This is a genomic window from Micromonospora sp. IBHARD003 (assembly GCF_056106285.1).
On sequence record NZ_JBWBBX010000001.1, the window covers coordinates 1787501 to 1814128 of the forward strand.

At 70.5% G+C, this 26628-nt stretch carries 27 protein-coding genes (1 of these 27 running past the window's edge); 12 read left to right on the top strand and 15 right to left on the bottom strand.

All coding sequences use genetic code 11. From position 1 onward, the window contains the following. The 3 genes from ACTWOL_RS07865 to ACTWOL_RS07875 form a co-directional block, all read left to right on the top strand. Positions 1-360, top strand: the 3' end of a protein-coding gene (locus ACTWOL_RS07865) for a sporulation protein (protein WP_474295763.1). It extends 423 nt beyond the left edge of the window; the window shows 360 of its 783 coding nt (coding positions 424-783); the start codon falls outside the window, past its left edge; it ends in the stop codon at positions 358-360. 55 nt (positions 361-415) lie between these two features. Further along, positions 416-949: a YbhB/YbcL family Raf kinase inhibitor-like protein gene (locus tag ACTWOL_RS07870; RefSeq protein WP_474295765.1), complete on the top strand. Its 534-nt coding sequence runs from the start codon at positions 416-418 to the stop codon at positions 947-949. A gap of 171 nt (positions 950-1120) precedes the next feature. Continuing rightward, the gene (locus ACTWOL_RS07875; RefSeq protein ID WP_474295767.1) at positions 1121-1651 is read left to right on the top strand and encodes an HNH endonuclease; all 531 of its coding nucleotides are present in this window, start codon (positions 1121-1123) and stop codon (positions 1649-1651) included. 238 nt (positions 1652-1889) lie between these two features. On the opposite strand, the gene ACTWOL_RS07880 is transcribed toward ACTWOL_RS07875, so the two are convergent. The 4 genes from ACTWOL_RS07880 to ACTWOL_RS07895 form a co-directional block, all read right to left on the bottom strand. After that, a complete protein-coding gene (locus ACTWOL_RS07880; RefSeq protein WP_474295770.1) occupies positions 1890-2666 on the bottom strand; it encodes a sulfite exporter TauE/SafE family protein in 777 nt (258 codons plus the stop codon). Between the two features lie 79 nt (positions 2667-2745). Next, the gene (locus ACTWOL_RS07885; protein ID WP_474295772.1) at positions 2746-3708 is read right to left on the bottom strand and encodes an SPFH domain-containing protein; all 963 of its coding nucleotides are present in this window, start codon (positions 3706-3708) and stop codon (positions 2746-2748) included. Positions 3709-3810: 102 nt separating this feature from the next. After that, entirely contained in the window at positions 3811-4239 is a 429-nt protein-coding gene (locus ACTWOL_RS07890) for an NfeD family protein (RefSeq protein ID WP_474295774.1), read from the bottom strand. A gap of 74 nt (positions 4240-4313) precedes the next feature. Then, the gene (locus ACTWOL_RS07895; RefSeq protein WP_474295776.1) at positions 4314-5105 is read right to left on the bottom strand and encodes an ABC transporter ATP-binding protein; all 792 of its coding nucleotides are present in this window, start codon (positions 5103-5105) and stop codon (positions 4314-4316) included. Positions 5106-5394: 289 nt separating this feature from the next. Here ACTWOL_RS07895 and ACTWOL_RS07900 point away from each other — a divergent pair, with 289 nt between their 5' ends. Continuing rightward, complete coding sequence (locus ACTWOL_RS07900; RefSeq protein WP_474295778.1) at positions 5395-6111, top strand: hypothetical protein; 717 nt, start codon at positions 5395-5397, stop codon at positions 6109-6111. Between the two features lie 331 nt (positions 6112-6442). On the opposite strand, the gene ACTWOL_RS07905 is transcribed toward ACTWOL_RS07900, so the two are convergent. From ACTWOL_RS07905 to ACTWOL_RS07915, 3 genes are all read right to left on the bottom strand, one after another. Continuing rightward, entirely contained in the window at positions 6443-6781 is a 339-nt protein-coding gene (locus ACTWOL_RS07905) for a chaplin (RefSeq protein ID WP_474295780.1), read from the bottom strand. 78 nt (positions 6782-6859) lie between these two features. Continuing rightward, positions 6860-7504: a response regulator gene (locus ACTWOL_RS07910; RefSeq protein ID WP_474295782.1), complete on the bottom strand. Its 645-nt coding sequence runs from the start codon at positions 7502-7504 to the stop codon at positions 6860-6862. Next, a complete protein-coding gene (locus ACTWOL_RS07915) occupies positions 7497-8654 on the bottom strand; it encodes a GAF domain-containing sensor histidine kinase (RefSeq protein WP_474295784.1) in 1158 nt (385 codons plus the stop codon). The genes ACTWOL_RS07910 and ACTWOL_RS07915 overlap by 8 nt, the downstream gene beginning before the upstream one ends. A gap of 169 nt (positions 8655-8823) precedes the next feature. Here ACTWOL_RS07915 and ACTWOL_RS07920 point away from each other — a divergent pair, with 169 nt between their 5' ends. The 3 genes from ACTWOL_RS07920 to ACTWOL_RS07930 all read left to right on the top strand — a co-directional run bounded on the left by ACTWOL_RS07920 (position 8824) and on the right by ACTWOL_RS07930 (position 11700). After that, a complete protein-coding gene (locus ACTWOL_RS07920) occupies positions 8824-9528 on the top strand; it encodes an SDR family NAD(P)-dependent oxidoreductase (protein WP_474295786.1) in 705 nt (234 codons plus the stop codon). Continuing rightward, positions 9525-10694: an S-adenosylmethionine:tRNA ribosyltransferase-isomerase gene (locus ACTWOL_RS07925; protein WP_474295788.1), complete on the top strand. Its 1170-nt coding sequence runs from the start codon at positions 9525-9527 to the stop codon at positions 10692-10694. The genes ACTWOL_RS07920 and ACTWOL_RS07925 overlap by 4 nt, the downstream gene beginning before the upstream one ends. 295 nt (positions 10695-10989) lie before the next feature. Further along, on the top strand, positions 10990-11700 hold the full coding sequence (locus ACTWOL_RS07930) for a transglycosylase SLT domain-containing protein (protein ID WP_474295790.1): 711 nt from the start codon (positions 10990-10992) through the stop codon (positions 11698-11700). Positions 11701-11791: 91 nt separating this feature from the next. Here the strand turns inward: ACTWOL_RS07930 and ACTWOL_RS07935 are convergent, their stop codons facing one another. Further along, positions 11792-14317, bottom strand: coding sequence for an ABC transporter ATP-binding protein/permease (locus tag ACTWOL_RS07935; RefSeq protein WP_474295793.1), 2526 nt, complete (start codon positions 14315-14317; stop codon positions 11792-11794). 208 nt (positions 14318-14525) lie between these two features. On the opposite strand from ACTWOL_RS07935, the gene ACTWOL_RS07940 reads away from it, so the two are divergent. After that, a complete protein-coding gene (locus tag ACTWOL_RS07940) occupies positions 14526-16328 on the top strand; it encodes a streptophobe family protein (RefSeq protein WP_474295795.1) in 1803 nt (600 codons plus the stop codon). A gap of 234 nt (positions 16329-16562) precedes the next feature. Beyond that, on the top strand, positions 16563-17777 hold the full coding sequence (gene serB, locus ACTWOL_RS07945; RefSeq protein WP_474295797.1) for a phosphoserine phosphatase SerB: 1215 nt from the start codon (positions 16563-16565) through the stop codon (positions 17775-17777). Between the two features lie 112 nt (positions 17778-17889). Here the strand turns inward: serB and ACTWOL_RS07950 are convergent, their stop codons facing one another. From ACTWOL_RS07950 to ACTWOL_RS07965, 4 genes are all read right to left on the bottom strand, one after another. Continuing rightward, positions 17890-18432, bottom strand: a complete 543-nt coding sequence (locus tag ACTWOL_RS07950; RefSeq protein WP_474295799.1) for a SixA phosphatase family protein — start codon at positions 18430-18432, stop codon at positions 17890-17892. Between the two features lie 91 nt (positions 18433-18523). Next, entirely contained in the window at positions 18524-18727 is a 204-nt protein-coding gene (locus ACTWOL_RS07955) for a hypothetical protein (protein WP_474295801.1), read from the bottom strand. Positions 18728-19055: 328 nt separating this feature from the next. Continuing rightward, positions 19056-19172, bottom strand: a complete 117-nt coding sequence (locus tag ACTWOL_RS07960) for an SGM_5486 family transporter-associated protein (protein WP_474295803.1) — start codon at positions 19170-19172, stop codon at positions 19056-19058. Between the two features lie 4 nt (positions 19173-19176). Continuing rightward, on the bottom strand, positions 19177-20505 hold the full coding sequence (locus tag ACTWOL_RS07965) for a CynX/NimT family MFS transporter (RefSeq protein ID WP_474295805.1): 1329 nt from the start codon (positions 20503-20505) through the stop codon (positions 19177-19179). A gap of 162 nt (positions 20506-20667) precedes the next feature. Here ACTWOL_RS07965 and ACTWOL_RS07970 point away from each other — a divergent pair, with 162 nt between their 5' ends. Next, positions 20668-21354, top strand: a complete 687-nt coding sequence (locus ACTWOL_RS07970) for a FadR/GntR family transcriptional regulator (protein ID WP_474295807.1) — start codon at positions 20668-20670, stop codon at positions 21352-21354. Between the two features lie 9 nt (positions 21355-21363). On the opposite strand, the gene ACTWOL_RS07975 is transcribed toward ACTWOL_RS07970, so the two are convergent. The 3 genes from ACTWOL_RS07975 to fabG all read right to left on the bottom strand — a co-directional run bounded on the left by ACTWOL_RS07975 (position 21364) and on the right by fabG (position 23420). Beyond that, positions 21364-21702, bottom strand: coding sequence for a hypothetical protein (locus tag ACTWOL_RS07975; RefSeq protein WP_474295809.1), 339 nt, complete (start codon positions 21700-21702; stop codon positions 21364-21366). 226 nt (positions 21703-21928) lie between these two features. After that, the gene (gene fabI / locus ACTWOL_RS07980) at positions 21929-22696 is read right to left on the bottom strand and encodes an enoyl-ACP reductase FabI (protein WP_474295811.1); all 768 of its coding nucleotides are present in this window, start codon (positions 22694-22696) and stop codon (positions 21929-21931) included. 4 nt (positions 22697-22700) lie between these two features. Then, a complete protein-coding gene (fabG, locus tag ACTWOL_RS07985; protein WP_474295813.1) occupies positions 22701-23420 on the bottom strand; it encodes a 3-oxoacyl-[acyl-carrier-protein] reductase in 720 nt (239 codons plus the stop codon). Positions 23421-23700: 280 nt separating this feature from the next. On the opposite strand from fabG, the gene ACTWOL_RS07990 reads away from it, so the two are divergent. Together ACTWOL_RS07990 and ACTWOL_RS07995 are read left to right on the top strand one after the other, a co-directional pair. After that, positions 23701-25224, top strand: a complete 1524-nt coding sequence (locus ACTWOL_RS07990) for a TldD/PmbA family protein (protein ID WP_474295816.1) — start codon at positions 23701-23703, stop codon at positions 25222-25224. Further along, complete coding sequence (locus tag ACTWOL_RS07995; RefSeq protein WP_474295817.1) at positions 25221-26621, top strand: metallopeptidase TldD-related protein; 1401 nt, start codon at positions 25221-25223, stop codon at positions 26619-26621. The genes ACTWOL_RS07990 and ACTWOL_RS07995 overlap by 4 nt, the downstream gene beginning before the upstream one ends. Positions 26622-26628 lie beyond the last annotated feature (7 nt).

The following is a 26628-nucleotide window of genomic DNA, read 5'->3' on the forward strand; positions in this document are numbered from 1 at the left end:
CTCCCGGCGCAGCAGGCGGTCCTGGACGCCTTCATCCAGCTGGGCTTCCGTTTCAAGAGCGCGGACATGGAGCGCGGTCACATCCGCGGGACCCGCCAGCGGCTGCCCTTCTACCAGGAGATCGAGTTCTTCCCGCCGCAGCAGTACCGGGGGCTCAACCAGGTCGAGCTGACGTTCATCGCGGACGGTCGCGAGATGGACGTCGTGCTGGAGATGGACAAGAAGCCGGGGCTCTTCAGCGAGGGCAGCGACTCTTACCGCTCGTTCCAGGTGGACCTGCACAACTTCCAGGGAACGGACTACGCCGCCTACCTCAACCAGTGGCTCGCGGACGTCGGGGGTCGGCGCAACTGGTTCTAGACTTCGGGGCGGTAGGCGCGGAAACGCGCAGGAACGCCGATTCGGAGGTTCATACGTGACCGAGGCGAAAAGGGCCCCACTGCCTCATGACTTCCTTCCGCCGGTGCCGTCGTTCACCGTGACGAGTCCCGACATCGAGCCCGGAGCCTTCCTCAAGGAGGCCCAGCTCTACTCGGCCGACAACATCTCGCCGGAGCTGCGGTGGGAGGGCTTCCCGGCGGAGACGAAGAGCTTCGCCGTGACGTGCTTCGACCCTGACGCGCCGACGGGCAGCGGGTTCTGGCACTGGGTCCTGTTCGACATCCCGGCATCGGTGACGGAGCTGCCGGCGGGTGCGGGCGGTGGGAAGTTCGAGGGCCTGCCCGAGGGCGCTGTGCACGTGCGCAACGACTTCGGCTCGAAGGACTTCGGCGGAGCCGCGCCGCCGCCCGGAACCGGGTCGCACCGCTATGTGTTCACCGTGCACGCGGTGGACCGGGAGAAGCTCGGCCCGGGTGACGATGTGCCACCGGCGATGGTGGGCTTCAACCTCGGGCAGCACACGCTGGCGCGCGCCCAGCTCATCGGCGAGTACGAGAACAAGGGCTAGCCACGAGGGTTCGTCTGTTGTTTGCCCGCTCCTGGTCTTGGAGAGATCAGGAGCGGGCATCTTTCGTTCTGCGCGGATATTGCGTTGTCCATCGCGGCGTGCCCGGCCAGAGTTGATCCAAGCCCAGAGCCCGCCACAAGGGCCGGGCCGGCACTCGGGAGGTGGGGCACAATGCGGGACACGCTGGTACTGAATGCGAGCTTCGAGCCGCTGTCGACGGTGACACTCAACCGTGCGGTGGTGCTGGTGCTGCAGGACAAGGCGGTCGTCGAGCAGGCCCACCCCGCGCTGCGTGTGCGCGCCGCCGCCGTCGAACTGCCCGTGCCCCGGGTGATCAGGCTCTGCAGATACGTACGGGTGCCGTTCCGAAGACAGGCGCCGTGGTCGCGGCGGGGTGTGCTGGTCAGGGACCAGCACCGGTGCGCGTACTGCGGCAAGCGGGCCACGACGGTGGACCACGTGGTCCCGAGGTCGCGGGGTGGTGCGGACAGCTGGCTGAACACGGTCGCGTCGTGCGCCGAGGACAACCACCGCAAGGCGGACCGTACGCCGGAGCAGGCTGGGATGCCCCTGCTGTACCAGCCCTTCGTGCCGACGCCGGCGGACGCGATGTTGCTGGCGTTGCGGGCGGGTGAGCGGTCGGAGCTGCCGGAGTGGCTGGCGCAGCATGCGACGCAGCCGGTCGCCCGGTCCGCGGCCTAGGGAGTGTCTTCACAGTAGCGGCGTCCGCCCGAAGGGCGGGCCCGGCGGCGTCTGGTGCGTGCGATCGCAAGGCGGAGGAAGGAGCCCATGCGGAGCATCGGCGACTGACGACAACGCAGCGAGGCGCGTGCCAGACGCCGCCGGGCAGACGTGACTTTGACGACACGACCCAGGGGGGCCCGAGAGCGGGTAGGTGCGGGAAGCCCGCCTCCGGACGGAGGCGGGCTTTCGTGTGCCGTCAGCGCAGCAGCAGCTGGACGATGGCGGCGGTGCCCACGACGACGATCACGGTCCGCAGCACCACGGGCGAGAGCCTGCGGCCGACCTTGGCCCCGATCTGGCCGCCGATGGTGGAGCCCACCGCGATCAGCAGGGCGGCGGTCCAGTCGATGTCGGCGACGAAGACGAAGAACAGGGCGGCGACGCTGTTGACGATCGCGGCGAGGACGTTCTTGACGGCGTTGAGGCGCTGGAGGCCGTCGTCGATCAGGATGCCCATCAGGGACAGGTAGATGATCCCTTGGGCCGCGGTGAAGTAGCCGCCGTAGACGCTGGCGAGCATCAGGGTGACGAAGAGGAGCGGCCCTCCGTCGGGGTGGGGGTGCTGGGCACCCTCCTGTGCCCGGCGGCGCTGGACGGCCCGGGAGATCCGGGGCTGGAGGATCACCAGGACGAGGGCGAGTGCGACCAGGACCGGGACGATCGTCTCGAATGCGGTGGAGGGCAGCAGGAGGAGCAGCATCGCTCCGCCGAGCCCGCCGATGAGCGAGGCGAGTCCGAGGCGGAGGATGCGGCGGCGCTGTCCGGTGAGCTCCTCGCGGTAGCCGATGGCTCCGCTGATCGATCCCGGTATCAGGCCCAGTGCGTTCGAGACGGTCGCGGTGACCGGGGGCAGTCCGGTGGCCAGCAGGACCGGGAAGGTGATGAGCGTGCCCGAGCCGACGATGGTGTTGATGGTGCCGGCGGCCGTGCCGGCGGCGAAGACCGCGAGTGCTTCCCAGATGGACAACGCCATCTCCTCACATGATCAGGTGTCGCCTCCCCGCCATGAAGGTCGAGGGGCCGCACCGATCATGCCCGACTGCGTGTAGGTGTCAATCGATAGGGGGCTGCTCGCGTCGCTCGTTGCCGCCCTGCGGCGGGATGTTGCTGCTGCCGCCGTTGTTGTGGTTGCCGGTGAAGGGGCCGCCGAAGCTGCCGATGGCACCGGAGAGGCCCTTGAGGGCGTCGCCGATCTCACTGGGCACGATCCAGAGCTTGTTGGCGTCGCCCTCGGCGATCTTCGGCAGCATCTGGAGGTACTGGTACGAGAGCAGCTTCTGGTCGGGGTCTCCCGCGTGGATGGACTCGAAGACGGTGCGGATGGCCTGCGCCTCGCCCTCGGCGCGCAGGGCGGCCGCCTTGGCCTCACCTTCGGCGCGCAGGATCGCGGACTGCTTCTCACCTTCGGCGGTGAGGATCTGCGACTGCCGGATGCCTTCGGCGGTGAGGATCGCGGCGCGCTTGTCACGGTCGGCGCGCATCTGCTTCTCCATCGAGTCCTGGATGGAGGTCGGGGGCTCGATGGCCTTGAGCTCGACGCGGTTGACGCGGATGCCCCACTTGCCCGTCGCCTCGTCGAGGACGCCGCGCAGGGCGGCGTTGATCTCCTCGCGGGAGGTCAGGGTCCGCTCCAGGTCCATGCCACCGATGATGTTGCGCAGGGTGGTGACGGTGAGCTGCTCGATCGCCTGGATGTAGCTGGCGACTTCGTATGTCGCGGCCCTGGCGTCCGTCACCTGGTAGTAGATGACGGTGTCGATGTTGACGACGAGGTTGTCCTGGGTGATCACCGGCTGGGGCGGGAAGGGGACGACCTGTTCACGCAGGTCGATCCGGTTGCGGATCGAGTCGATGAACGGCACCACGATGTTGAGGCCCGCGTTGAGGGTGCGGGTGTAGCGGCCGAAGCGTTCGACGATGGCGGCACTTGCCTGCGGGATGACCTGGATCGTCTTGATCAGGGCGATGAAGACAAGCACCACCAGAATGACCAGGACGATGATGATCGATGGCATCGTGCTCCCCGTGCCCTTCGCTGCCGGATGACTCTGATGATCGAGTTTCCCAGACCGCGGGCGGTCGTGGGAACCGTTCCGTCACATGATGATGACGAGTGGTCAGATGACCACTGCGGTGGCTCCGTCGATCTCGACCACGTCGACCTGCTCTCCCGGTTCGAAGGCCCGCCCCGTGTCGAGCGAGCGTGCCGACCAGACTTCCCCTGCGAGCTTGATGCGGCCGCCGTCGCCGTCGACCCGTTCCAGGACGACGGCTTGACGGCCTTTCAACGCGTCGATGCCCGTGGCCAGTCGGGGACGTTGTGAGCTGTGGCGTGCCGCGATCGGCCGTACGACCGCGATCAGCGCGACCGACACCGCGGCGAAGACGATCACTTGGGGCACCACGCCGAAGCCGAGGGAGGCCGTGACGGCTCCCGCGACGGCTCCGGCGGAGAGCATGCCGAATTCGGGCATGGCGGTGAGCACGAGCGGGATACCGAGTCCCACCGCTGCAATGAGCCACCACACCCATGCGTCGATGTCCACACAGGCATGGTAGGTCCCCGGCCGCCGCGCGGACAGGGCGCGCCGGGGGACTTGGCAGGGACGCCGACGGGGCGTCAGCCGAGCGGGAGGCCCTGGGCACTCCACCGCTCGCCGTTGCGCTCCACGACGAGGGGCAGCCCGAAGCAGCGGGAGAGGTTGCGCGAGGTCAGTTCGGTCTCCATGGGGCCTGCGGTGACCACCTTGCCCTGACGGATCATCAGGACGTGGGTGAAGCCCGGGGCGATCTCCTCGACATGGTGGGTCACCATGATCATGGAGGGGGCCAGCGGGTCGCGGGCGAGGCGGCCGAGGCGGCGTACCAGGTCCTCACGGCCGCCGAGGTCGAGTCCCGCGGCGGGCTCGTCGAGCAGCAGCAGTTCGGGGTCGGTCATCAGGGCGCGTGCGATGAGGGTGCGCTTGCGCTCGCCCTCGGACAGGGTGCCGAACTTGCGGTCCAGGTAGTCCGACATACCGAGGCGGTCGAGGAAGGCGCGGGCGCGCTCCTCGTCGACGGCGTCGTAGTCCTCGTGCCAGGTGGCGGTCATGCCGTAGGCGGCGGTGAGCACGGTCTGCAGCACGGTCTGGCGCTTGGGCAGCTTCTCGGCCATGGCGATGCCGGCCATGCCGATGCGCGGACGCAGCTCGAAGACGTCGACCTTTCCGAGCCGGTCGCCGAGGACGGTGGTGGTGCCGGCGGTGGGGAAGAGGTAGCTGGAGGCGATGTTGAGGAGCGTCGTCTTGCCGGCGCCGTTGGGGCCGAGGATCACCCAGCGCTCCCCTTCCTTGACCGACCAGGAGACGTCGTCAACCAGAGCACGTCCGTCGCGGACCACGGATACGTCCACCAGCTCCAGTACATCGCTCATGAGCGCGTTGTCTCCCCTTGCAATCGTCGAGAGGTCCTGGGAGTCCGGTGCGCCGGAGGGCGCGGGCTCCCAGGGAAAACCTACGCCACCGGCCGGGCGGCCCGACGGCCCGGTCCGGTACCCGGGGTCTTCGGGACCGATCCCCGTTGCGTCGCGGAGGGGACTTCTCCTCACGGAGAGCGGCCCGAAGGACCCTAGGCTGTGACCCATGCTCTCGGAACCACGCTCAGGACGGCTGGCCGCTTGGGGAAATGCCCTGTTGGCCGGTTTTGTATCACCGGATGACGCGGTGCTCGCGATTGTCGGGGACGACGCGGTGCACCGTGTGGAGGGGTTGCCGGGCGAGGCGGGCCCGGTGGGGCTGACGCTGGCACTCGGGCGCCTGCGCGGGCTCGGTGTGACCGGCTTCCGTGTCGCGCTGCCCGCGCCCGGGCACCCGCTGGGACTCAGCGGGCCTCCGGCGTTCAACGCGCGGGCGCTCGAGGCGGAGGAAGCGGTCGTGGGCCACGGTGCCGCGTACGGGCTGGTCCCGGAGGTGCACGAGGCGGGGCCTGCCGGAGACGTTCATGTGCAGGTCGTCTGGCACTGTCTTGAGGTGAGGGAGGCCCCGCCCGCGGACGTGCCGTCGCTCGGGGAGGCCGAGCGGGAGTTGGCGGAGGCGTTGCGGGAGGCGACGGCGCTGCTGTCGCGGCTCGATGTGGCGGGGTCGGGTCCGGTGGCTCAGGCCGCCCTGGAGGCGTACCGGGCGCGGGCCGAGGCGGGTGCGGGCCGGGATGCACTGGCTCCCGGCTATCCACCGCGTGCGGTACGGGTGCTGGAGCTCGCGCAGCGGGTCGGGCTGCTGATCTCTCTGGCGTACGAGAACGGGCACGGTGGCGCCGTGAGCGCCTCGGAGATGGCGGCGCGGGGGGAGGCGCTGCGACCGGTGGAGCGAGTGGCCCGGCGCGCGCAGGTGGCGGCGTACAACGCCTACGTGGAGGAGCTCGAGCGGCGCAGGGACCCCTAGTGCTGTGACCGGATAGGTTCACCGGCTCGCGGCGCCCTGCACGGCGCCTCGCTGCGTTGTCGAATCACCCGAGTACATCCAGTACAAGGCCGATTCTCCGCCTTGCGATACACCGCACAGGACGCCGCGAGCTTCCCGGCAAACCTATCCGGCCACAGCACTAGGTCCTGTTCCGAGGTCCTGTCCGGGCGGTGTCGGCTGCAGGCGCGGGTCCGGCGGGCTGCGCACGGCGCAGCAGCACACGACCGGCCCGGGTCCCGGGACTCATGGCCCCGGCCCCGGGGTCCGGGTCCGGTCGGCGCTGCCGTGCCGTGGAGGGCCGTCAGAGCGGTCAGCCGTTGATGCCCACGTTGCCGAAGGCGGGGTTGAGCGCGCCGATGACGTTGACGGTGTTGCCGACGGCGTTGACCGGGATGTGGACCGGGACCTGGACCAGGTTGCCGGAGCCGACGCCGGGCGAGTTGGTCGCGCTGCCGCCCGCGTGCGCGCTGGTGGCGGAGGCGGCGCCGGCTCCGGCGGCGAGCAGTCCACCGGCGACCATGGTGACGGCGACGGCCCTCTTCAGGTTCTTCACTTCAGCTTCCTCCTGGTCATGGGCGGCGGCGGGTCGCCGCAGCACGCCCTGGAGAACGCCCGCGAAGCCGATCCGGATACGCCATGTGGGCGACATACACACGACGGTATGAATCTCGGACCGGTGGGGAACCATCGCCGCAGATACTCACGCCGACCTGCTGAAACGTTCTGATCAGCCCCTGAGCCCGTGGCGTACGGCCCAGAGCGCGGCCTGTGTACGGTCCGCCAGATCCAGCTTCATCAGGATGTTCGACACATGGGTCTTGACGGTCTTCTCGGAGAGGACGAGGGCGCGGGCGATCTCGCGGTTGGAGCGTCCGTCGGCGATCAGGCCCAGCACCTCGCGCTCGCGCTCGGTCAGCGAGGTGCCCCTCCCCTGGCCCGAGCCCGACTCGTCCTGGGAAAGGAGCGCGCCCGCCACCTCGGCCTGGAGCAGTACGTGTCCCGCGTGCACGGAGCGGATCGCGCCGGCCAGGGCGTCGGGGTCCACGTCCTTGTAGACATAGCCGCGGGCGCCGGCCCGGAGGGCCGGGACCACGGTGCGCTGCTCCGTGAAGCTCGTCACGACCAGCACCTTCGCCGGGTGGTCGAGGGCGCGGAGCCGGCGCAGGGCCTCGATCCCGTCGGTGCCGGGCATCTTCACGTCCATCAGGACGACGTCCGGCTTGAGCTCCTCGGCTCGGGCGACGCCCTCGGCGCCGTCCCCCGCCTCCCCCACGACCTCGATGTCGTCCTGTACTTCGAGGAAGGTGCGCAGGCCACGGCGGACGACCTGGTGATCGTCCACGAGCAGCACGCGGATTACCTTGTCACCCACCGGGGACCTCCATCTCGATCGTGGTGCCCTCGCCGGGCGCCGATTCCACCGTGAGCGAGCCGCCGACGCCGCTCGCCCGGTCGCGCATGGAGACCAGCCCGAGATGCCGGCCGGCCCTGCGGACCGACTGGGGTTCGAAGCCCCGGCCGTCGTCGGTGACGCTGAGGACGGCTCCCTGCCCCCTGCGGCTCAGGCTGACCGCCACCAACTCGGCGCCCGAGTGCCGCAGCGCGTTGTGGAGCGCTTCCTGGGCGACCCGCAGGACGGCCTCTTCCTGGGCGGCCGGCAGCGCCCGCACGCCGCTGCTGTCGAAGGTGACGTGTGCGGCGTGCGCCCGGTCGAGCACCTGGATCTGCGTACGGAGCGTGTTGACGAGGCCGTCCTCGTCGAGGGCCGCGGGGCGCAGTTCGACGACGGCCGCGCGCAGCTCGTCGGCGGCTTCGGCGGCGAGGGCGGCGACCTGCTGGAGCTCTCCCTTCGCGCGGGCCGGATCCCGGTCCACGAGCGCGGCGGCCGCCTGGGCGGTCAGCCGGAGCGAGAAGAGCTTCTGGCTGACCGCGTCATGGAGCTCATGGGCGAGGCGCGAGCGCTCTTCGGCGATGGTGAGCTCGCGGCTGCGCTCGTACAGCCGGGCATTGGTGAGCGCGATCGCGGCGTGCTGGGCGAGGATCGAGAGCAGTTCCTCGTCCTCCTCGGTGAACCCGCAGGTCTCCCCACGGGTCGCAGGGGGCCGGGGGCACCGCTTGTTGGCGAGGAAGAGTGCTCCGATCGTCTCGTCCCCGTCCTTGATGGGCAGCCCCAGAAAGTCGGACATGTCGGGGTGGCTGGAGGGCCAGCCCTCGAACCGGGGGTCCTTGCGTACGTCGGCCAGCCGCTCGGGCTTCGCGTCCCTCAGCATCGCGGCGAGGATCCCGTGCTGGCGCGGCAGCGGTCCGATCGCCCGCCACTGCTCTTCGCTGACGCCGTCGACGACGAACTGGGCGAAGCCGCCGTGGTCGTCGGGCACGCCCAGCGCCGCGTACTCGGCGTCGAGCAGCTCGCGCGCCGAGGCGACGATCGTCTTGAGGACGTCGCGCACCTCGAGGTGCCTGCTCATCGCGAGGAGAGCAGTGCTCACGGCGGCGAGGCCGGAGCTCGGTCGATGGCTCATGAGATCACCGTACCGGCGCACCGTGACGGTGCGTATCGGCCTGTGGACGGCGGCCGCATAGGCCGCCGGACGTAGGTCGAAGTGCCCTGGCCGGCACGGACCGGGGGCCGAGGTGGCGGGGGGTGCCGCCGATCCATTCTGAGGGCAGCCGAGAGAGAGGACGGACGTCATGCCGGTGGCGATCATCACGGGGGGCTCCAAGGGGCTGGGGCGGGCACTTGCCGGGGCCCTCGCCGGGCGCGGCTGGGATCTGGTCCTGGACGCGCGCACCGAATCCGTGCTGCGGGAGACCGCGGAGCAGGTGCGGCGGTCCGGGGCCAGGGTGGTGGCGGTACCCGGGGACGTCACCCGGACCGGGCACCGCAGGGACCTGGTGGCCGCGGCGAGGGAGCTGGGCTCGCTCGATCTGCTGGTCTGCAATGCCAGTGCGCTGGGCTCCGAACCGCTGGTACGGCTGGCGGACCTGCCGCTGGAGGGACTGCGCGAGGCGCTGGAGACCAATGTGGTCGCGGCGCTCGGGCTGGTACGGGAGGCGCTCCCTCTGCTGCGTGAGAGTGCCGCGGGCACGGGGGGTGCGGTGATCGCGGTGAGCTCGGACGCCGCGCGGGAGGCGTATGCCACCTGGGGCGGCTATGGGGCCTCGAAGGCGGCGCTCGACCTGCTCGCCGGGGTGCTGGCGGTCGAGGAGCCCGCGCTGCGCGTGTGGGCGGTCGACCCCGGGGATATGCGGACGGATCTGTACGCGGCTGCCGTGCCCGGTGACGACGAGGCACGGCCCGCGCCGGAGTCGGTGGTCCCGGCGTTCCTGAGGCTCCTGGACGAGCGTCCGGACAGCGGCCGGTACACGGCGGGCTCGCTGATGGGGTCCCGATGAGCGTGCTGGAGAGCCTGCGGGTGCCTGAGGAGCTGTCGGCGCGGGTGCCGGCCGAGGACCGCGGCAGCGGGCGCGACGACGTACGGCTGCTGGTGTCGCGCGGGACTGCGGTGTCGCACCACGTGTTCCGTGAGCTGCCGGGGCTGCTGCGTCCCGGTGACGTTCTGGTCGTGAACACCTCGCCCACGCTGCCCGCCGCCGTCAACGGGCGGCTCGGGGCGGAGCACCTGGTCGTCCACTTCTCCACACGCGGGGACCGGGAGGCGCCCGGGGGGAACCGCCGGGGTGAGCGCTGGGCGGTGGAGCTGCGCACCCCGGACGGTGCGGGGAGCACGCTGCCGAGGCCCGGCGGTCCGCCAGGGGCGCGGATCCTGCTGCCGGGAGGCGGACGGCTCGTCCTCGATGAGCCGCTGGCGCCGGGCACCGGGACGGCCTCCGCCGTGAGCAGGGGCCGGGACTGCCGGGGGCGGTGGAGCGGGACGGGCGGTCGGCTGTGGTGGGCCGCGGCCTCCGTGGACGTACCGGAGCTGATGCGGCGGTACGGCAGGCCCATCCGCTACCGCTACACCGAGCGGGACCAGCCGTTGTCCGCGTACCAGACGGTGTTCGCGCTGCCGGCGCCGGACGGCTCGGGCTCGGCGGAGATGCCGAGCGCGGCGCGCCCCTTCACCGAGCCGCTGGTGGCGGAGCTGGTACGGCGTGGGGTGCAGTTCGCCCCGCTCACCCTGCACACGGGCGTGGCGTCGGCGGAGGCGCACGAGCCTCCCTACCCGGAGCGTTTCGAGGTGCCCGCGGCGACGGCATGGCTGGTGAACGCCGCACGCGCGGGCGGGGGGAGGGTCGTCGCGGTCGGGACGACCGCGGTGCGGGCGCTGGAGTCGGCGACCGGGCCGGACGGGGTGGTGCGGCCGGCCGCGGGCTGGACCGACCTGGTCGTCACACCGGGGCGCGGGGTGCGGGTGGTGGACGGGCTACTGACGGGGCTGCACGAACCCGAGGCGTCGCATCTGCTGATGCTTGCGGCGATCGCCGGGCGCGAGGCTCTGGCCTGCGGTTATACCCAGGCACTGGAGCGTCTCTACCTCTGGCACGAGTTCGGGGACGTGCATCTCATCCTGCCGGGGGACCCCGGTCACACATCGAGTTGCGACAGCAACTGTCAGTGAGGCGACGGGGGGCCCGATGTGAGGCCGGGCATAGGACGTACGTCACTTACGAAGCGCGCTAGTGGATACATAAGGGACATCTGAACTGGAAGTCTTGGGTTACTTGTCCCGATTTGGGGCTTCCTGTTCCACTACCGAGGATCGTACGTCACACCTTTGCCACCGGATTTTGCTGCCGCTAAGAATTGCGTTCGTCGCCGCCGAGAAGGCGCTGAGCCGCCCGGCCTTCGCGACTCCCGCTATTCGAAGAGGTACGTCTCGCATGTTCGCGTCCCGCGCTTCCGGTTCCGCTCGTATGTCCAAGACTCACAAGTTCTCGATCGCCGGTGTAGCCGCTGTTGGCGTCTCGGCCCTCGCGTTCTCGCTCGTCCCGGGCAGCGCTTCCGCCGAAACCGAGACGCAGGCTGTCTCTTCCGCCAATGTCGCCTGGTCCACGGGCGTCGACACCGCGAAGGCCGCCGCCCTCCAGGCGAGCATCGCCAACCAGTCGTCCTTCCTCGACGCCCAGGCGAAGGCCCAGGCGAAGGCCAAGGTCACCGCCGCCGCGCTGAAGGCCAAGGCCGAGGCCCAGGCCGCCGCCAAGGCCAAGTCCGCCGCTGCCGTCAAGGCCGCCAAGGCCGAGGCCGCGAAGCAGCGCGCCGCGGAGCAGGCCGCCAGCCGTGCCGCCGCCCGTAAGCCCGTCTACGCGAACAACCTGGACGGCTGGATCCGCGAGGCCATGAGCATCATGAAGAAGCACAACATCCCGGGCACCTACGACGGCATCCACCGCAACATCATGCGTGAGTCCTCCGGTAACCCGCGTGCCATCAACAACTGGGACATCAACGCCATCAACGGCATCCCGTCGAAGGGCCTGCTGCAGATCATCAAGCCCACCTTCGACACGTACCACGTCCCCGGCACGGCCTGGGACCAGTACGACCCGGTCGCCAACATCGTCGCGTCCTGCAACTACGCGGCCGACCGCTACGGCTCGATGGACAACGTCAACAGCGCCTACTGACGGACGCTGCACGGCGGTCCGTGAACGCGCCGGAGGGCGGCACCCCAGCATGGGGTGCCGCCCTCCGGCGCGTTCACGGACCGGCCGGCGCCTACTTGCGCATGACCTCCGGCTCATGGCGGCGCAGCAGGCGCGCCACCGCGAAGCCACAAGCGATACCGATGAGCAGCAGGACGGTGAGGTCGAAGGCCCACTGGCCCGCGGCGTGCTCCCAGAGCGGATCCAGGTCACCGGGGTTCTTCGGGTCCCACGGCGGCATCAGATGCGCGAGGTCGAGCGTGGCACCCGCGGCACCGATCGCCCAGCGGGACGGCATCAGCCAGGCGAACTGCTCCAGGCCCGGCGAGCCGTAGACCTGGAAGAGAATGCCGGTGAAGACGACCTGGACGATCGCGAACATCACCAGCAGCGGCATCGTCTTCTCCGCGGTCTTCACCAGCGCGGAGATGACCAGGCCGAACATCATCGAGGTGAAGCCCAGCGCGGTGATCGTGACGCAGAGCTCGACGGCCGGCGGCATGACCAGGCCCTCTTCGGGCAGCTTGCGGGTCGCGAAGCCGATGGCGCAGATGATGACGCCCTGCAGAGCCGTGATCACGCCGAGAACGATCACCTTGGACATCAGATACGCCGACCGGGAGAGGCCGGTGGCCCGCTCCCGCTCGTAGATGACCCGTTCCTTGATCAGCTCTCGCACCGAGTTGGCCGCGCCGGAGAAGCACATGCCGACCGCGAGGATCAGCATGATCGTGCCGGCGTCACCGTTGAACCGGGACGGCGGCGTGGGCGGTGCGAGTCCGAAGTCCGCCGGGATGACCACGCTGACCATGCCGAGCACGGCGGGCAGCACGACCATCAGGCCCATGAAGCCCTTGTCGGACGCGATGACCGAGGAGTAGCGGCGGATCAGGGTCCACAGCTGGGCGCCCCAGCCCTGCGGCTTCGGAGGACGCATCGCCTGGGCCGGAGGCATCTGTACGGACTGCGCGGCGACGGCGTCGATGTCCGCGGCGTACATCTGGTAGTGCTGCGAGCCCTTCCAGCGGCCCGCCCAGTCGTAGTCGCGGTAGTTCTCGAAGGCGGAGAAGACATCGGCCCAGGTGTCGTAGCCGAAGAAGTTGAGTGCCTCCTCCGGCGGGCCGAAGTACGCCACCGAGCCGCCGGGTGCCATCACCAGCAGCTTGTCGCACAGGGCGAGCTCCGCGACGGAGTGGGTGACGACGAGCACCGTACGGCCGTCGTCGGCGAGACCGCGCAGCAGCTGCATCACATCGCGGTCCATGCCCGGGTCGAGGCCGGACGTCGGCTCGTCCAGGAATATGAGCGACGGCTTCGTGAGCAGCTCCAGGGCCACCGACACCCGCTTGCGCTGGCCTCCGGAGAGGGAGGTGACCTTCTTCTCCTTGTGGATGTCCAGCTTGAGCTCGCGCAGCACCTCGTCGATGCGGGCCTCGCGCTCGGCGGAGCTGGTGTCCGCGGGGAAGCGCAGCTTGGCCGCGTACTTGAGGGCCGTGCGGACGGTCAGCTCCTTGTGGAGGATGTCGTCCTGCGGCACGAGACCGATGCGCTGGCGCAGCTCGGCGAACTGCTTGTAGAGGTTCCGGTTGTCGTAGAGGACGTCGCCCTGGTCGGCCGGCCGGTAGCCGGTGAGCGCCTTGAGCAGCGTGGACTTTCCGGAGCCGGACGGGCCGATGACCGCGACCAGCGACTTCTCGGGGACGCCGAAGGAGACGTCCTTGAGGATCTGCTTCCCGCCCTCCACGGTGACCGTGAGGTGGCGGGCGGAGAAGGAGACCTCACCGGTGTCGACGAACTCCTCGAGCCGGTCCCCGACGAGCCGGAAGGTGGAGTGGCCGACGCCGACGATGTCGTTCGGGCCGATGAGGGCGGAACCGGACTTCGCGAGCGGCTGGCCGTTGACGTACGTGCCGTTGTGCGAGCCGAGGTCACGGATCTCGAAGCGGCCGTCCGGCGTGGCGTGGAACTCGGCGTGGTGGCGCGAGACCTGCAGGTCCGAGACCACCAGCTCGTTCTCGAGCGCACGGCCGATGCGCATGACATGGCCGAGGGAGAACTGGTGGAACGTGGTCGGGCTGCGGTCGCCGTAGACCGGCGGAGCCTGCCCCCCGCCCTGCCGGGCGAAGCCGTCGGCGGGGCCCTGCTGGTGCGGGACCTGGGCGTGCTGCGGAGCCTGGGCCTGCTGCCACTCCTGCTGCGGGACCTGGGCCGGCTGCTGCTGCCACTGCTGCTGGGCCGGGGCCTGCACGGCGGCGGCCTGCTGGGCCTGCTGTGGAGCGGCGCCCTGGGCGCTGTAGGCGTCGGCCGAGGCACCCGTGAGATCAAGCCGCGGGCCGTCGGTGGCGTTGCCGAGATGCACCGAGGAGCCGGGGCCGATCTCCCTCCGGTGGATCCGCTGACCCTCCATATAGGTGCCGTTGGTGCTGCCGTGGTCCTCGATGACCCAACTCCGGCCGCTCCAGCTGATCGTGGCGTGCCGCCACGACACTCTCGCGTCATCGACGACCACGCCGCCCTGCGGATCACGTCCGAGTGTGTACGACCTGGACGGATCGAGGGCCCAGGTCCTTCCGTTCAATTCCAGTACGAGTTCCGGCACTCCATGCCCCACTAGTTGTCCCCCGAGTTCCCCCCGTCGCAGGGAGTCTAGGGATGGCGAACATCGTGAGGAACTATTTCAGGCCCGCTCCCTCAACCGAAAGCCGGGCCTGCCGAACACGGTGCTCCCGAGTGCCCGAACGCGCCGTTGACGGCGGAGAAACGCACCCGGAGAGTGGTAAGCACCCATGAGTGCACACGGATCATGCATGAAGGGGACAAGTCCGTACGGATCGGGGGTCCTGATGGCGTCGTACGACGGCGGGGACCGTGAACGCCCGGTGCCCTGGGGCGATGTGGTGCTCGCCGGCATCGCCGCGGCGAGCTGGTCGCTGGCCGGGATGGCAGGCACGGCGGCGCTCGGACTGCATCTGCTGGGAGCCGACGCGAAGGGTTCGCTGGGCCCCATGACCGCGGCGCTGACGGTGCTCGCGGTCGGAGGATCCGTCACTCCGTCCGGCGACGTCTCCGTTTTCGGCCTCGAGAGCGTGCAGGCCTCGACGGCCGTGCATGTCGTGCCCCTCGGTGTGGCACTGGCGGGCGCGCTGCTGCTGGCGCACTTCTTCCTGCGGTCGCTGCGCGGTGCCGGCGCCTGGATATCCGGTACGGAACTGATCGCGCGGGCAACCGTGTTGGCGGCGTTGTTCCTCGGCATGGTCGGGGCTCTCGCCTGGGTGGGGCACGACGTGATCACCTTCGACGGCGCCGCGCTGGGTCTGGAGGACGTGCCGGGCAGCGGTGCGGAGAAAGGCTCGGGGATCGAGGTGCCCGGGCTCGGGGACCTGGGAGACCTGGGCGGCATCGGCGGGCTGCTGCCGGACCGGCTGGGGGATCTGGTGCAGGCGCGGGCCTCGGTCGGGTTCACGGTGAACACCGCGGACTCCCTGGCGGGTGCGTTGTTCTGGGTGCTCGGGGTGCTGCTCGTCGCGCTGCTGGCGTCGCGGCGCACGCCGCTGCCGCGCGGCTGGGACGTGGTGCACCGGGTGGTACGGCCCGCCGTGTCCGCACTGGTGACGGTGCTGCTGGCCGCCGTGGCGGCGGGGGTGGCGGCCGCGGCGTATGCGGCGCTCTCGGACGACCGGCCGGGGCGGGTCATGGGCGCGGCGCTGCTCGGGGCGCCGAACGGTGCGTGGCTCGGCGTGACGCTGGGGCTCTTCGTGCCGTGGCGGGGGAAGGCGACCGGTGAGCTGGCGAAGGCGTTACCGGACCCGCTGGACGAGCTGCTGCGGGTGTCGGCGGACGAGCCGGTGACGGTGGGGCGGCTGGCGGAGCTGGACGGTCGGATATGGCTGCTCGCCGTGGCCTGTGCGTCGTTGCTGCTCTGCGCCGGTGTGCTGGTGGCGGTGCGTACGCCCCGGCGCGGGGAGAGCGGAGCCGCAGGGGTCGTGGCGCGGTGTGCGCTCCCGCTGGGGCTGGTGACGGCCGTGACGCTGCCGGTGCTGGTGCTGCTGACGGGGGTGTCGGCGGACGCCTCGCTGTCGGTACTCGGGTTCGACGCGTTCGGAGCCGGGGTGGAGCTGCACGGCGATCCGGGTACGGCCGTGGTGCTGGGGGCGGTGTGGGGAGCCGCGGCGGGCGGGCTGGGAGCGCTGACGGCCTGCGCGGCGGGCGCGGCCGGGTCGCGGGCGGCACCGTTCGCGACGGTAGGAGGGCTGGCCCCGGCTCCGCTCACCGGGCCGTACCGGCCGTCCGTGCCGTATCGCCCGCCGAACGCGGATACGAACCCGTATCTGAGGCTGCCGGGCGGTCGTGGGGTCTCCGGACCGGCGGTGCACGGGTCACCGGGACGGGGGGCGTACGCGCCACGGGGACGGGGGCCGCAGTCGCCGCCCGGACAGGGCCACGGGCCGCCCGGGCTGCACGGGGCTCCGACGGTCGCGGGGCGGGTCCTTCCGCCTCCTCCCCCACCGCCCTTCCGGCCTGCAGCGGAGCCTCCCGCTCCCCCGGACGGACCACAGGACCGGCCGCCGGACGGACCGCCTCCCCCCAGGGTGCCGCGCTCCCGGCGCTGAGGCCGCAGCAGGGGACTCCGGACGGCACGCGGATGCCGGGACCGCAACGGCATCCGTCCCGGGGAAGCCGTCGGGGCGCCCCGCCGTTCCCCGCCCGCCACCTGGGGGCCGACCTGCCGAAACCCCGGTGACATCTGGCCACCCGGTGATCCGTCGGAGTACGGGGCCGGAGCTGTCCGCTCCGCGGGACGGGGCGGCGCCTGGCACGGAGTGCCCGATAACGTGGGAGGCACCATGAGCGCATCGCAGCCCCTACAGACGTCCGACGTCCCCACTCTTCTCGTCAAGATCTTCGGGAAGGACCGTCCCGGGATCACCGCCGGGCTCTTCGACACTCTCGCCGCCTACTCGGTCGACGTGGTCGACATCGAGCAGGTCGTCACGCGTGGCCGTATCACCCTGTGCGCACTCGTCACGGAGCCGTCCGTGGGGAGCGAAGGCGAGCTGCGGTCCACGGTGCACGGCTGGGCGGAGTCGCTGAAGCTGCAGGCCGAGATCATCTCGGGTACCGGCGACAACCGGCCGCGCGGCAGTGGTCGTTCCCATGTCACCGTCCTGGGACATCCGCTGACGGCGGAGTCGACGGCCGCCATAGCCTCGCGCATCACCGGGACGGGCGGCAATATCGACCGTATCTTCCGGTTGGCCAAGTATCCCGTCACCGCGGTGGAGTTCGCGGTCTCCGGCTGTGAGACCGAGCCGCTGCGCACCGCGCTGGCCACCGAGGCCGCGGAGATCGGGGTGGACGTGGCCGTCGTCTCGGCCGGGCTGCACCGCAGGGCGCAGCGGCTGGTGGTGATGGACGTGGACTCCACCATGATCCAGGACGAGGTCATCGAGCTGTTCGCGGCACACGCGGGCTGCGAGGACCAGGTCGCCGAGGTGACGGCGGCCGCGATGCGCGGCGAGCTGGACTTCGAGCAGTCCCTGCACGCGCGCGTGGCACTGCTGGCCGGTCTGGACGCCTCCGTCGTCGACAAGGTGCGCACGGAGGTGCGGCTGACCCCCGGGGCTCGCACCCTCATCCGCACACTGAAGCGCCTCGGCTATCAAGTCGGCGTCGTGTCCGGCGGGTTCACCCAGGTCACGGATGACCTCAAGGAGCGTCTGGGGCTCGACTTCGCCTCCGCCAACACGCTGGAGATCGTCGACGGGAAGCTGACCGGACGGGTCACCGGCGAGATCGTGGACCGGGCGGGCAAGGCGCGGCTGCTGCGGCGGTTCGCGTCACAGGCGGGGGTACCGCTCTCGCAGACGGTGGCGATCGGCGACGGTGCCAACGATCTCGACATGCTCAACGCGGCGGGGCTCGGTGTCGCCTTCAACGCCAAGCCCGTGGTCCGCGAGGCGGCCGACACGGCGGTGAACGTGCCGTTCCTCGACGCGGTCCTTTATCTGCTCGGGATCACCCGCGAAGAGGTCGAGGCCGCGGACGTGCACGAGGGCTGAGCCTCACGCGCCCTCCAACATGACCCCGGTACGCCTGCCGCCCACCGGGGCCGCGCGGACGGTACGACGTGAGCCGGGCTCGACATGAGCCCGGCTCACGGAACGAGGCCGACTACTCGTGCGGGGCCCAGTATTCGAGGAGCCTGCCCACACCGTGCTCGAGGGACTTCCAGGAGCCGGAGAAACCGATGACGGCGAAGGCCGCGGTGGGGAAGCCGCCGCGGTTCATCCTCGCGAGGGCGTCCCCTTCCACCGTGCCGGAGAGCGCGTCGGCAAGGGCGTGGATGCCGGGGTTGTGGCCGATCAGCAACAGATCGTCGATGTCGTCCGGTGTCTCGTTGAGCAGCGCGAGGAGATCACCGAGCGAGGCCTCGTACATCCGCTCCTCGTAGACCGTGCGCGGGCGCTGCGGCAGCTCGTGGACGGCCAGCTTCCATGTCTCGCGCGTTCTGGTCGCGGTCGAGCAGAGGGCCAGGCCGAAGGGGATGCCGGTGTCGGCAAGTTTGCGTCCGGCGATCGGGGCGTCCAGACGGCCCCGCTCGGCAAGCGGCCTTTCGTGATCGGAGACCTCGGGCCAGTCGGCCTTCGCATGACGGAGTAGGACGATCCTTCGGGCTGTGGGGGGCGTCCCCCCGGAAAGCTCAGCGGCGCTCATGGTCCCCAGCTTCGCATGAAACCAGCCATGGGGCGCAGGGTGTTGGGAAGGGGAACCGGCGGGGGTGATCACGTCCGCCCAGGGTCCCTCATCAGCCGGTCAGGGCCTGGATGCGGTCCAGAAGGAAGCCCGCCGAGGGGGCGCCGCCGGCGGCGTACGCCTGACCGGACGCCGTCATCAGAAGAAGCAGCGCGGCGAAGGCGATCACCGGCAGCACGAGGGCCCACCACGGAAGCCGTGGGGCGAGACCGCCCTCAGCGGGGGTGCGGGTACGGGTGTGCGTACGGGCCGACATGGCCGCCTCCGTGGGATCCGTCGCGTCCGGAAGTCGCCGGACTGCTTCCAACCTACGGATCATGGGCCCGGTCTCCCATCCGGTGACCCACCCACTTCACCCTGACACCGGCCCCCTAGGGGTTGCCTTTCGGGTCAGGCCGGGTCAGCGAGCGGGGTCTGGTGCGTGCAGCCGCAAGGCGGAGGAAGGAGCCACTGCGGAGCATTGGCGACTGACGACAACGAAGCAGATGCGCGTGCCAGGGCACGCGAGACCGGCCTGACCCGAAAGGCAACCCCGAGGGGTTGGTGGTGCAGGCCCCACCCCCGGTGTCCGGACGCGGCAGAGGTCAGGGGGAGGCGATCGACGCGATGACGCCGATGACCACGGTGATGGCGATCATCATGCCGAAGATGAGCAGGAGCTTCTTCTGGCCGTTCGGGGGGTTCGGGTCGAGCACAGGCATGCCGTCAGTCTCGCATCCCGGTCTCGTCCTCGATCGTCCGGTCCCGTCCGGCCAGACAGCCGGCGATCATCTGGGGGACCATGAGCCCGGCCATCAGGGAGAGGGGCACGGTCCATCCCCCGCTGTACCCGTAGAGGGCACCGACGAGGGTGGGGCCGGGGACGGAGATCAGATATCCGATGCTCTGCGCGAACGCGGAGAGCCGCACGACGCCCGCACCGGTCCTGGCGCGCATGCCGATCATGGTCAGCGCGAGCGGGAACGAGCAGTTGGCGATGCCCAGCAGCAGCGCCCAGGCCCAGGCACCGTGCGCGGGGGCGGCGATCAGGCCCGCGTAGCCCGCTACCCCGCACAGACCGAGCGCGATGACGAGGGGCCCCTGGCTCCTCAGCCGGGTGGCGAGCCGCGGGATGACGAAGGCCAGCGGTACGCCCATGACCATGACCACCGCGGACAGCACTCCCGCCGTGTCCGCGGGGACACCCGCGTCGCGGAAGACGAGAGGCATCCAGCCCATGGCGACATAGGCACCGGTGGCCTGGATGCCGAAGAAGCAGGCGAGCGCCCAGGCGGTGCGGCTCCTGGTGATGGGCGGCGCGGGGTCGCCGGGGCGCCGCCCGGCGCGGGGCGCGGGTAGCGGAGCGGGCGGCGTCTCACCGCCCCGGTCGCGCAGCGGCACCATGATCCACGGCACCACGGCGACGGCGGCGGACACGGCCCAGAAGGCGAGACCGGTACGCCAACTGCCGCCCAGGGCGTGGGTGACGGGCACGGTCGCGGCGGCGGCCACGGCGCTGCCGAGCGACAGCGCCATCGAGTAGAGCCCCGTGACGCTGCCGATGCGCTCGGGGAAGTACCGCTTGACGATGACCGGCATCAGCACGTTGCTGACAGCGATGCCCGTGAGCGCGAGTCCGGTGGCCGCGAGGAAGCCCGCGGTGCCCTGGGCGTAGGGGCGCGCCAGCAGCCCTGCGGCGATGGCCGCCATCCCGGCGCAGACGACGGGTGCGGGGCCGAAGCGCCGGGCCAGCCGGGGCGCGGTGAGGCCGAACACGGCGAAGCAGAGTGCCGGTACGGAGGTGAGGACGCCGGTGACGGCGCCGCTCATGTGGAAGCCGTGGCTCACCTCCTCGAGGAGCGCACCGAGGCTGGTGATCGCGGGACGCAGATTCAGTGCGGCGAGGACGATGCCGACGAGTACGAGCCGTGGGATCCAGGCCGGGGTGACGGGTGTGCGCACGGGAGCAGGGGCCGGAGCGCGGGCGACGGGTGCGTCGGGGGGCTCGCGCGTGCGTGCGGCTGTCGGGTTCGGGGGCCTCATTTCGTCAGACACCCATCCATCATAGAATCATGGGATGATTGGTTGTCCAGTGGGGCGGAGGGCCTGGACCTCTCCACGGCCGGCCGTCACGGGGGACGATGAGGCACGACGATGGACCATGTGTCCGTCGGCGAACCGCCGGCGGAAGAACGAACAAGGAGCACAAGGAACACCATGGCGCTGACCTCCCCCCGGCGTTCCGCTCTCTCGGACCAGGTGATCGCCGAGCTGCGGAACCAGATCACCTCGGGCGAGTGGCCCGTGGGCTCACGGATCCCGACCGAGCCGGAGCTGGTCGAGCAGCTCGGCGTGGCCCGCAACACGGTGCGCGAGGCCGTGCGGGCACTGGCACACAACGGCCTGCTGGACATCCGCCAGGGGTCCGGCACGTATGTCATCGCCACGAGCGAGCTGGCCGGGGTCATGCACCGGCGGTTCGCCGACGCCGACCCGCGTCATGTCGCGGAAGTGCGCTGCACGCTGGAGTCGTCGGCGGCCCGGCTGGCGGCCCGGAACCGGACCGAGGGGGACCTGAAGCAGCTCGACGCCCTGCTGGCGCGTCGCGAGGAGGCGTGGCGGGCCGGCGACCCGGAGCGGTTCGTCACGGCGGACGCCACCTTCCACCTGGCCGTGGTCGCGGCGTCCCACAACGACGTGCTGACCGGGCTCTACGCGGACCTCGGACATCTGCTGCGCGACTGGCTACGCGAAAGCCTGCGCGACGAGGTGGGTCAGGAGCTGCGCCCGGAGGACCACATGGACCATGCCCGGCTCGTGGCGGCGATCCGCGCGGGCGACGGGGACCTCGCCGCTCGGGAGGCGGCGAGCTATCCGTTCCTGTGTCTGCGCGACGCCGACTGACGACCGCGCTCAGGGCACCCGCACATGGCTGACCCAGGCGCTGGCGATCTCATTCCAGCAGCGCTCGGTGAGGGTCGCGTAAGCCGTCGGGGACACCTCGACGGGGCTGCTGTCCATGTCGAGGTCCCACCACCTCACACACTCGACGTGCAGTTGCACCCGGTCGGTGCCGGGATACGGGTTGCGGCAGTACGCCGTGGCACGCGAGCCCTGGACGACCACGTCGCAGTCGGCGCCGAAGGGCGTCGGCTCCGAGTCCCCGCGCTGCAGGGAAGCCGCCGTCGACACCGGCAGGAGCAGGCTCGTCAGCGCCCCCAGCACGGCCACGGAACACCATGACGTACGCACAGGCAGACCTCCTCGGCCGTACGGCGGCAGATGCCGCTGCTGCACCACAAGAAGGGATTGCCTCCCCAGCCTCCCCCGGACGGAGGCGACGGCGCCCGTTCCGCTACTCCGAACGGGCGACGCCCCGGCCTCCCGCACACAGCGGGTGACCGGGGCATCGAAGGCGTACGGGTTACGCCTGGTGTTGCACGACGGAGCGTGACGGCGCGTAACGCAGGGGCCGGGCTCAGGCGCCCATGATGTGCACGCCACCGTCGACGTGGACGATCTCACCGGTGGTCTTGGGGAACCAGTCGGAGAGCAGTGCGACGACTCCGCGGCCCGTGGGCTCCGGGTCGGACATGTCCCACTGCAGCGGCGAACGCTCGTCCCAGACCCGGGCGAGCTCCGAGAAGCCCGGGATGGACTTGGCGGCCATGGAGCCGATCGGACCCGCCGAGATCAGGTTGCAGCGGATGTTCTGCTTGCCCAGGTCGCGGGCGAGGTAGCGGGAGGTGGCCTCCAGCGCGGCCTTCGCCGGGCCCATCCAGTCGTACTGCGGCCAGGCGAACTGCGCGTCGAAGGTCAGCCCCACGACCGAGCCGCCCTCCTGCATCAGCGGCAGGCAGGCCATGGTGAGCGACTTCAGCGAGAACGCGGAGACGTGCATCGCGGTCGAGACGGACTCGAAGGGCGTGTTGAGGAAGTTGCCGCCGAGCGCGTCCTGCGGCGCGAAACCGATGGAGTGCACGACACCGTCGAGGCTGCCGAGCTCCTCACGGACCACGTCGGCGAGCCGGCCCAGGTGCTCGTCGTTGGTGACGTCGAGCTCGATGACCTTGGTGGGCTTGGGGAGCTTCTTGGCGATGCGCTCGGTCAGGGTGGGCCGCGGGAAGGCCGTCAGGATGATCTCCGCACCCTGCTCCTGGGCCAGCTTCGCGGTGTGGAAGGCGATGGAGGACTCCATCAGCACACCGGTGATGAGGATGCGCTTGCCGGCGAGGATTCCACTCATGTGATCAGTGACCCATGCCCAATCCGCCGTCAACGGGGATGACGGCTCCAGTGATGTACGAGGCGTCGTCGGAGGCGAGGAACTTCACCGTGGCGGCGATCTCCTCCGGCTGCGCGTAACGGCCGAGCGGCACCTGGGAGACGATCCCCGCGCGCTGCTCGTCGTTCAGTGCCCTGGTCATGTCGGTGTCGACGAAGCCGGGCGCGATGACGTTGAAGGTGATGTTCCGCGAACCGAGTTCGCGGGCGAGGGACCGGGCGAAACCGACCAGTCCGGCCTTGGAGGCGGCGTAGTTGGCCTGGCCGGCCGATCCGAGCAGACCCACCACGGACGAGATCAGCACGACGCGGCCCTTCTTGGCGCGCAGCATGCCGCGGTTGGCGCGCTTCACGACCCGGAAGGTGCCGGTGAGGTTGGTGTCGAGGACCGAGGCGAAGTCGTCCTCGGACATCCGCATCAGCAGCTGGTCCTTGGTGACACCGGCGTTGGCCACCAGCACCTCGACATGACCGTGCTTGTCCTCGATCTCCTTGTAGGCCTGCTCCACCTGTTCGGTGTCGGTGATGTCGCAGCGCACGGCGAGGCAGCCGAGGTCGGTCAGCTCCTGCGGCGGCTCACCCGAGCGATAGGTGATCGCGACCTTGTCGCCGGCTTCGGCGAAAGCACGGGCGATGGCGAGGCCGATGCCCCGGTTTCCTCCGGTGACGAGAACCGAGCGGCTCAACGGATCACCCTTTCGATAGCAGCCTGCATATGGTCTTGTACTGCAAAAACCTATCGGTCCCGGTCCCGCCGGGGGGAATCGACCACCGACAGTGGCGCCCCCCGTCTGCTGTGGGGACCCTACAGTCGGCGCACCCGCCCGGCCGGAAGGCGTCACCGGAACGGCCGGTCTCTTGCGTATGGCGGCGACAAGAACGGAAACGCCCTCGGAACTCTCCTCGCCTCGTGCTTGACTTCGCGTAGTGATCCCCGCACGTACGCGTGAGAAGGAGAGGCCGCCTGTGCCCCATGACATCGATCCGACGTTTCTGGCGCTACCGCTGAGGGCGCTGGCCGATGCGGCGCTCGCGCGTGCGCGGGCACTTGGCGCCGAGCACGCCGATTTCCGGCTGGAGCGGGTGCGCAGCGCGGCGCTGCGGCTGAGGGACGCCAAGCCGGCCGGTTCGTCCGACACGACCGATCTCGGGTATGCGGTACGCGTGGTGCACGGCGGGGCGTGGGGATTCGCATCCGGTGTCGATCTGACCATGGACGCGGCCGCCCGGGTCGCGGGCCAGGCGGTGGCGATGGCCAAACTGTCCGCCCAGGTGATCGCGGCGGCCGGATCGGACGAACGGGTCGAGCTCGCCCGGGAGCCGGTGCACGACGACCGGACGTGGGTCTCCTCGTACGAGATCGATCCGTTCACCGTCGCCGACGAGGAGAAGTCCGCGCTGCTGACGGACTGGAGCACACGGCTGCTGAGCGCGCAGGGCGTCGCGCATGTGGACGCCTCGCTGCTCGCGGTCCACGAGAACAAGTTCTACGCGGACACGGCGGGCACGGTCACCACGCAGCAGCGGGTGCGGCTGCATCCGCAGCTCACCGCGGTCGCCGTGGACGAGACGACCGGTGAGTTCGACTCGATGCGGACGATCGCTCCCCCGGTGGGGCGGGGCTGGGAGTATCTGACCGGTACGGGCTGGGACTGGGACACCGAGCTGGAGCAGATCCCCGGGCTGCTCGCCGAGAAGATGCGCGCTCCGAGCGTCGAGGGGGGCCGCTACGACCTGGTCGTGGACCCGTCCAATCTGTGGCTGACCATCCATGAGTCGATCGGCCACGCCACCGAACTGGACCGGGCCCTGGGCTACGAGGCGGCGTACGCGGGCACCTCGTTCGCGACCTTCGACCAGCTGGGCAAGCTGCGCTACGGCTCACCGGTGATGAACGTGACCGGGGACAGGACCGCCGAGCACGGGCTCGCCACGATCGGGTACGACGACGAGGGCGTCGAGTGCCAGAGCTGGGACCTGGTCAAGGACGGCACCCTCGTCGGTTACCAGCTGGACCGGCGTATCGCGCGGCTGACGGGGCTCGGCCGGTCCAACGGCTGTGCCTTCGCGGACTCCCCCGCGCACGTCCCCGTGCAGAGGATGGCGAACGTCTCGCTGCAGCCGGAGGAGGGCGGCCTGTCGACGGAGGATCTGATCGGCGGCGTGGAGCGCGGGATCTATGTGGTCGGCGACCGCTCCTGGTCGATCGACATGCAGCGCTACAACTTCCAGTTCACCGGACAGCGGTTCTACCGGATCGAGAACGGCCGGCTGGCCGGACAGCTGCGCGACGTGGCCTACCAGGCCACGACCACGGACTTCTGGGGCTCGATGGAGAAGGTCGGCGGCCCGCAGACGTATGTGCTGGGCGGCGCCTTCAACTGCGGAAAGGCCCAGCCGGGCCAGGTGGCGGCGGTGTCCCACGGCTGTCCCTCCGCCCTGTTCCGCGGCGTCAACATCTTGAACACCACTCAGGAGGCCGGTCGATGAGCCCCGTCAGCAAGCCGCACGAGATCGTCGAGCGCGCCCTCGAACTCTCCACCGCCGACGGCTGCGTGGTGATCGCCGACGAGCAGTCATCGGCCAATCTGCGCTGGGCGGGCAACGCCCTCACCACGAACGGTGTGACGCGCGGCCGCACCCTCACCGTGATCGCCACGGTCGACGGGGCGCAGGGCACCGCGTCCGGTGTGGTGTCCCGCTCGGCCGTGACGGCCGATGATCTGGAGCCGCTGGTGCGGGCCGCCGAGGCGGCCGCGCGGGCGGCCGGTCCGGCGGAGGACGCCCAGCCGCTGATCACCGGGGCCCCGGCGGCACCGGACTTCACGGAAGCGCCGGCCGAGACCTCGTCGGCGGTCTTCGCGGACTTCGCGCCCGCGCTCGGCGAGGCGTTCGCCAGTGCCCGCTCGGGTGGCCGCGAGCTGTACGGCTTCGCCTACCACGAGCTGACCTCGACGTATCTCGGCACCTCGACGGGCGTACGGCTCCGTCACGACCAGCCCACCGGCACCCTCGAGCTCAACGCGAAGTCCCCGGACCGGACGAGGTCCGCCTGGATCGGCCGGTCCACCCGGGACTTCCGGGACCTCAAGGACATCGACCCGGCCACGCTGGACGCGGAGCTCGCCACCCGCCTGCGCTGGGCCGAGCGGAAGATCGACCTGCCCGCCGGACGGTACGAGACGCTGCTGCCGCCGACCGCCGTCGCGGATCTGCTGATCTACCAGTTGTGGTCGTCGGCAGGCCGGGACGCGGTGGAGGGCCGTACGGTCTTCTCGAAGCCCGGTGGCGGCACCCGCATCGGCGAGCGCCTCAGCGAGCTGCCGCTCACCCTGCGCAGCGACCCGGACGAGCCGGGTCTGGAGTCCGCGCCGTTCGTGATCGCGCACTCGTCGGGTGACGACGCCTCGGTCTTCGACAACGGTCTCCCGCTGTCACCGACCCAGTGGATGCGGGACGGGAAGCTCGACCGTCTCACCACCACGCGGCACAGCGCCGGCCTGACCGGGCTGCCCGTCGCCCCCGGCATCGGCAATCTGGTCCTGGACGGCGGTGGCGAGCGCACCCTCGAGGAGATGGTCGGGGCCACCGAGCGCGGGCTGCTGCTCACCTGCCTGTGGTACATCCGCGAGGTCGATCCGGCGACGCTGCTGCTGACCGGACTGACCCGGGACGGGGTCTACCTCGTCGAGAACGGGGAGGTGACCGGCGAGGTGAACAACTTCCGGTTCAACGAGTCGCCGGTGGACCTGCTGGGACGGGCCACCGAGGCGGGCCGGACGGAGAAGACATTGCCGCGCGAATGGAGCGACTGGTTCACCCGGGCCGCCATGCCCCCGCTGAGGGTGCCGGACTTCAATATGAGCTCCGTCAGCCGGGGCGTATAACCTCGTA

Excerpts from the sequence above, each read along its gene's own strand:
- ACTWOL_RS07875 (WP_474295767.1), top strand. The coding sequence starts at position 1,121 with ATGCGGGACACGCTGGTACTGAATGCGAGCTTCGAGCCGCTGTCGACG.
- ACTWOL_RS07880 (WP_474295770.1), bottom strand. The coding sequence starts at position 2,666 with ATGGCGTTGTCCATCTGGGAAGCACTCGCGGTCTTCGCCGCCGGCACG.
- ACTWOL_RS07885 (WP_474295772.1), bottom strand. The coding sequence starts at position 3,708 with ATGCCATCGATCATCATCGTCCTGGTCATTCTGGTGGTGCTTGTCTTC.
- ACTWOL_RS07895 (WP_474295776.1), bottom strand. The coding sequence starts at position 5,105 with ATGAGCGATGTACTGGAGCTGGTGGACGTATCCGTGGTCCGCGACGGA.
- ACTWOL_RS07905 (WP_474295780.1), bottom strand. The coding sequence starts at position 6,781 with ATGTCGCCCACATGGCGTATCCGGATCGGCTTCGCGGGCGTTCTCCAG.
- ACTWOL_RS07915 (WP_474295784.1), bottom strand. The coding sequence starts at position 8,654 with ATGAGCCATCGACCGAGCTCCGGCCTCGCCGCCGTGAGCACTGCTCTC.
- ACTWOL_RS07920 (WP_474295786.1), top strand. The coding sequence starts at position 8,824 with ATGCCGGTGGCGATCATCACGGGGGGCTCCAAGGGGCTGGGGCGGGCA.
- ACTWOL_RS07925 (WP_474295788.1), top strand. The coding sequence starts at position 9,525 with ATGAGCGTGCTGGAGAGCCTGCGGGTGCCTGAGGAGCTGTCGGCGCGG.
- ACTWOL_RS07930 (WP_474295790.1), top strand. The coding sequence starts at position 10,990 with ATGTCCAAGACTCACAAGTTCTCGATCGCCGGTGTAGCCGCTGTTGGC.
- ACTWOL_RS07940 (WP_474295795.1), top strand. The coding sequence starts at position 14,526 with ATGAAGGGGACAAGTCCGTACGGATCGGGGGTCCTGATGGCGTCGTAC.
- serB (WP_474295797.1), top strand. The coding sequence starts at position 16,563 with ATGAGCGCATCGCAGCCCCTACAGACGTCCGACGTCCCCACTCTTCTC.
- ACTWOL_RS07950 (WP_474295799.1), bottom strand. The coding sequence starts at position 18,432 with ATGAGCGCCGCTGAGCTTTCCGGGGGGACGCCCCCCACAGCCCGAAGG.
- ACTWOL_RS07955 (WP_474295801.1), bottom strand. The coding sequence starts at position 18,727 with ATGTCGGCCCGTACGCACACCCGTACCCGCACCCCCGCTGAGGGCGGT.
- ACTWOL_RS07960 (WP_474295803.1), bottom strand. The coding sequence starts at position 19,172 with ATGCCTGTGCTCGACCCGAACCCCCCGAACGGCCAGAAGAAGCTCCTG.
- ACTWOL_RS07970 (WP_474295807.1), top strand. The coding sequence starts at position 20,668 with ATGGCGCTGACCTCCCCCCGGCGTTCCGCTCTCTCGGACCAGGTGATC.
- fabI (WP_474295811.1), bottom strand. The coding sequence starts at position 22,696 with ATGAGTGGAATCCTCGCCGGCAAGCGCATCCTCATCACCGGTGTGCTG.
- ACTWOL_RS07995 (WP_474295817.1), top strand. The coding sequence starts at position 25,221 with ATGAGCCCCGTCAGCAAGCCGCACGAGATCGTCGAGCGCGCCCTCGAA.